Source organism: Candidatus Bandiella numerosa (assembly GCF_021811875.1).
GTDB lineage: Bacteria > Pseudomonadota > Alphaproteobacteria > Rickettsiales > Midichloriaceae > Aquirickettsia > Aquirickettsia numerosa_A.
The window spans coordinates 1-5,621 of sequence record NZ_JAJBJD010000062.1; the positions used below are offsets into that span (position 1 = coordinate 1).

Consider the following 5,621-nt stretch of genomic DNA (forward strand, 5'->3'; position numbering starts at 1 on the left):
GATACTACCTCGCCTTTTTCTTTTTTTCTTACTATTATTTCAAAATCCATTTGATACCTGTATTGTTTTAGGTCAAAGGTTAGCACTTTTCCTATTTATACGCTATCTAATATTTATGCTTCCTATTCGTTTTTCTTATCATTTGACATTTTACACCCCATATAAAAAATATTTATCGTTGTTATGCGTAATTTTAATTTTTTGTCAATAATTAATTTTTATCTTTAAATTTACATAAATCATATATAACACACTCCCCACATATTGGTTTTCTTGCTTTACAAATATATCTGCCATGTAGAACTAACCAATGGTGTGCATATTTTTTCCACTTAACTGGTATTTTTTTATTTAGTGCAAATTCTGTGGCGTCTGGAGTTCTAGTTTTACATAAACCTAAGCGATTACTCACTCTAAAAACATGTGTATCAACAGCTATAGTTGGTTCATTAAAGAGCGAATTGAGTAGCACATTAGCACTCTTCCTACCTACACCTGGTAATCTGCAGAGGTCTTCAAAATTATCTGGAAGTTGGCTGTTATACTCATCAACCATAATTTGGCAAGCATTCATAATATTTTTTGCTTTCGAATTATAGAGCCCAATGCTTTTTATATGATCCTTTAGCCTTCCCTCCCCTAACATAAGCATTTTATATGGATCACCTGCGATCTGAAATAATGCCGGAGTTACTTTATTCACTCCCTTATCAGTTGATTGAGCTGAGAGAACTACTGCAACAAACAATGTAAAATTATTTTTGTATTCTAATTCAATTTTTGGACTTGGCCGTTGTTTGCTTAGCCTTTCAAAAATTTCATCTACACTCTTTTTCAGCATATATCAAAATTTTAATTTAACCATTTCCTTTGGTTTAACCCACTTATCAAAATCTTCTTCGGATATTAATCCAAGTGATACACCAGATTTTTTGAGTGTTATGTTTTTTTCATATGCATTCTTAGCTATTTTTGCGGCATTATCATAGCCAATATGAGGATTAAGCGCAGTAACTAGCATTAAAGATTCATGAAGTGATTTATCAATTTTTTCTCGATTAGCTTCTGTCTGCAATAAGCAATTGCTAGTAAAACTAATTAGCGAATCAGATAATAACTGTATAGATTGTAAAAAATTATAAATTATTACTGGTCTAAATACATTTAATTCAAAATGTCCATTTGAGCCTGCAATTGTTATGGTGGTATGATTACCCATAACTTGAGCTGCCACCATTGTTATTGCTTCACATTGAGTAGGATTAACCTTACCTGGCATAATTGAAGAACCTGGTTCATTTGCAGGTAATATTAATTCTCCCAATCCACATCTAGGTCCAGATGCTAAAAATCTTATGTCATTTGCAATTTTCATCAAACTAGCCGCCAAGGTATTTAGCGCTCCACTTGCTTCAACAAGCGCATCACAGCTGGCAAGGGCTTCAAATTTATTTTCCGCAGTTACAAATTTAAATCCCGTTATTTCATTTATGTATCTTATAAAACAATTAATAAATCTTTCACTACAATTAATTCCTGTTCCAACAGCTGTACCACCTTGTGCAAGCTGTAACAAATTTGGTAAACTTTTCTCGACTCTTACAATATTACTGTTGATTTGAGCTAAATAACCTGAAAATTCCTGAGATAGTGTAATAGGGGTTGCATCCTGAAGGTGAGTTCTACCGATTTTTATTATCCCTTCAAACTCTTCAATTTTAACCTGTAGTACATTTTTAATATTCCTAAGAGCTGGTAACAATCTATCATTAATTTCAGTTACTGCCGCTATATGCATTGCTGTTGGAAAAGTGTCATTTGATGACTGACTCATATTTACATGGTCATTTGGATGGACAGGCTTTTTACTTCCAACTATTCCATTTAATTCCTCAATAGCTAGATTGGATAAAACTTCATTCATATTCATATTAGTTTGAGTGCCTGAACCTGTTTGCCAAACCGATAAAGGAAAATTATCATCCAATTTACCTGATAATACCCTATCAACAGCAAAAAAAATAGCTTTAGCAATATATGGTTCTAGTACCCCTAACTCCTGATTAGAAAGTGCAGCAGCTTTTTTTTGTTTTGCCAAAGCATATATCAATGCTTTTGGCATTTTTTCGTGACCAATTTTAAAATTTTCCAAAGATCTTTCAGCTTGAGCACCCCAGTATTTATCACTTGGAACTTTAATTGCTCCCATTGTATCGTGTTCTATTCTAAATTTTTTCATATTATTAGCATATCAATTCAGCAGAACTTTATGATAAAAAATTTGATTCTTCAAGTAGTAATATTACTCTATCTACCTGATCAATTTATTAATCCCAGTATAGTATTTATAAATTAGTTATTTAATATAGAATTCGAAAGATTTTTAAAATTTTTCCACATAACACTTCATATTAGCATTTGTATTATAGTATTTAAAACCAGTCTGCCTTTGATTGTTGATTTAATATAATTGTTTTTGCCTTTCACTAAGAAACCTTTTGTAATTAGGTCATTCATAGATTTTAAGTTAGTGATAGCTGATGCATGAATACCTTTATTTAACCTTAATCCCATCGTCAGAACATCCATCATGTTTTGTTTATTGCTAATCTCCTTCTTATCTTGTATTGGGAATTTATATGTATCTACATACTTTAACCATTTTTGTGGGTTATAATAGTTTATTGTATAATAAATTTTGTTATCAAAGATATAACGACCATGAGCTCCAGGTCCCAGCCCAATATAACTACCCAATTCCCAGTAAGATAAATTATGCTTACATTCATATCCTGCTCTTGAATAATTAGATATTTCGTATTGTTTAATCTCACGCAATTTCAAGATATCATACGTTGCTTTATACATGGCAATTGAAATTTCCTCATTCGGCATTTGAAATTCTTCTGCTCTTAAAGCATTGAAAAACTTAGTGCTCTTCTCTATTGTCAGTTGATAACACGAAATATGGTAATCCACATATTTTAGTACTTCATTAAGCTCGCTCTCCCATTCGTTAATTTGTTGTCCCGGAAGACAATACATTAAATCAAATGAATAATTATCAAAAATTTCTCTAGCAAATTCAATAGCTTTTAAGGCATCATATTGAGAATGAGAACGACCTAAAAATTTCAAGTTATTGTCTCTAATGCTTTGTATACCTATAGAAACCCTATTAATCCCACAAGATTTAAAGTCCCTAAATCGTTCTCTATCCACTGAATTAGGATTTGCTTCCAGTGTAATCTCGATATTGTTGGAAAAATCAGTAATGCTAGAAATTTTATTTATAATAGAATCCACCGTATTAGGTTTCATTAGTGAGGGAGTTCCACCTCCAAAAAATATTGATCTAATTTTTTTATTTTTAATTAAATCCTTATTTAATTCAATTTCATTTAAGTATGATTTTTTCCAACTGTCATGCTCAATATAATCATTTTCATGGCTATTAAAATCACAATACGGGCATTTAGTTTTACAAAATGGCCAATGAATATATATAGATAACTCATTGGATTGGCTATTCATTACTTAGCTCTTTCCTAAAAATAAAGACTAGTATCAAAAATATAGAATAGAGAGTAAAAATGGCAGGGATTATATGCCCTTGTATCACATAATATAGAGTGGGATTTTTTAATTTAGGTGGTATAACTCCATCTATAACAGCTTCCGTATTAATTTGGGCAGTCTTTATTAAATCTCCATAAGCATTGATTATGGCTGAGACACCAGTATTAGCTACTCTTATAACAGGTAAACCAAATTCCATAGCCTTTACTCTAGAGATCACATAATGTTGATGTGGACCAAAAGTATTTTCAAACCATGAATCATTAGTAATATTCAATATAAATCTATACTTGCGATAAGAAGATAATGACAGGTGATTTTTAGCTAATGTTGATTCAGAGCATATCAGAGGTAGAAAAGCAATGTTATCATCTAATTCGATAATATTCCGAGTACTTCCCTTTGAAATATCATCAAAATTTACTGAATGTGCCATTTTGCGCACTAACTTATTAGTGTTTTTATATGGCATGTATTCACCAAATGGAACTAGTATTCTTTTATCATAATATCCTAATATTTCACCTTTACGATTTAGTGCAATTAATGAGTTATAGCTTAGTAATTTTTCTTCATTTTTTTCTAATCTGTCTGTACCAAATATCAATGCAGAATTTTTTGTTTCATCCATTGGTACAAAGTTCTTTAAACCATCAAACCACTTAGAATTTTCTATGATGGGATATGGAAATGAGGCTTCAGGCCAAAAAATATATTGCATATTTTCAAAGCCTGGAGAAAGTGTAAGTTTCGATAATGTTTCAAATATATAAGCTTGCTTCTCAGAATCACCATAGTGTGGTTGCTGTATATTGGGTTGAACTAATCTGATTTTGATAGCATGATCGCTTTTTAATTCATTATTCTTTTCCTCTTTTCTGACCTCACCTATAACACACACACACACAAATAATAGTATGTTTGATATAATGAATATTTTGTTTTTGGTAAATAAACTAGTTGAGAAAAGCGCTAATAGAAAACTTACTCCATATGAACCAATATAAGCCAACATATTATTAAACCAGGGAACTGATATTGCGGTATAACCAAGCAAACCCCAATTAAATGGAAAAAAAACATTACTTCTAATATATTCAAGTATTACCCATAAAAATGCAAAATTTATCGAATATATAACATTATTATGCCTTATATACTTTGTTAATATTGCCAATATGCCAATTACTATTGCAAATGCAACGGGAATAAGTAATGACAAAAATGGTACAGCCCACTCCATGTTTATATTGGCTTTGTATATAGAAAAAGGAATCCAATAAGTTTGAATTATAAAAAATCCATAACCAAATAACAATCCATGAAGGAAAAGTCTTAAATTTCCATTGATTTTTCTTAGTATAAAAGCAAAAATACCAAGAGAAATAATAAACGGAAATGCTGAAATAGGAAAAAAAGCAAGGGTCAGAGATAACCCAAGTAGCGGTGATATTAAAATATAAAAATTAGCAATATTCATTTAAATTACCCTTTATTTTGTATCCTATCCCTCTATAATTTTACCTCTTAACTCTTCAATTGTGACTATATTATACTTTAAACTTTTATCAACCATTTTGATCCATTTTTCCAAAGTATCAATGTTATGTATGCTAGCATTTATAATTACGATAGCATGCTCTTTAGCACTAGCAATTAATTTTAAATCATCTAATCTTTTTATTAACTCTATTTCTGACATTTCTTGATTTATAACGCTGTCTACTTTTAGTATTTTATCCTTCATGCCAAATTTTATTGCCACCTCTCTAAAAGATTTTATTTCTTTTGGATCATTGTATAAAATGTATTTGTTAGTTTCACTAATTCTTTTAAGCAAAAAATTTAGGTCGCTTATATCATCAGTAAACGATTCATCCATCTCGTTGTAATATCCATTAAAGTCATTTGATTTAGATAGGAAGCATAAATATTAGATAGCGTATAAATAGGAAAAGTGCTAACCTTTGACCTAAAACAATACAGGTATCAAATGGATTTTGAAATAATAGTAAGAAAAAAAGAAAAAGGCGAGGTAGTAT

Annotated in this window: 4 protein-coding genes and 1 pseudogene; all 5 read right to left on the reverse strand. The window is 30.4% G+C overall.

Annotation, left to right across the window (positions count from 1 at the left end; all coding sequences use genetic code 11):
- Positions 1-211 precede the first annotated feature (211 nt).
- The gene (gene nth, locus L8D11_RS03030) at positions 212-841 is read right to left on the reverse strand and encodes an endonuclease III (protein ID WP_236870202.1); all 630 of its coding nucleotides are present in this window, start codon (positions 839-841) and stop codon (positions 212-214) included.
- Positions 842-844: 3 nt separating this feature from the next.
- Positions 845-2,239: a class II fumarate hydratase gene (gene fumC / locus L8D11_RS03035; protein ID WP_236870203.1), complete on the reverse strand. Its 1,395-nt coding sequence runs from the start codon at positions 2,237-2,239 to the stop codon at positions 845-847.
- Between the two features lie 167 nt (positions 2,240-2,406).
- The gene (gene hemW / locus L8D11_RS03040) at positions 2,407-3,534 is read right to left on the reverse strand and encodes a radical SAM family heme chaperone HemW (protein ID WP_236870204.1); all 1,128 of its coding nucleotides are present in this window, start codon (positions 3,532-3,534) and stop codon (positions 2,407-2,409) included.
- Positions 3,527-5,059: an apolipoprotein N-acyltransferase gene (gene lnt, locus L8D11_RS03045; protein ID WP_236870205.1), complete on the reverse strand. Its 1,533-nt coding sequence runs from the start codon at positions 5,057-5,059 to the stop codon at positions 3,527-3,529. The genes hemW and lnt overlap by 8 nt, the downstream gene beginning before the upstream one ends.
- 24 nt (positions 5,060-5,083) lie before the next feature.
- A pseudogene (locus tag L8D11_RS03050) lies at positions 5,084-5,488 on the reverse strand (divergent polysaccharide deacetylase family protein); the annotation flags it as partial.
- Positions 5,489-5,621: the final 133 nt, after the last annotated feature.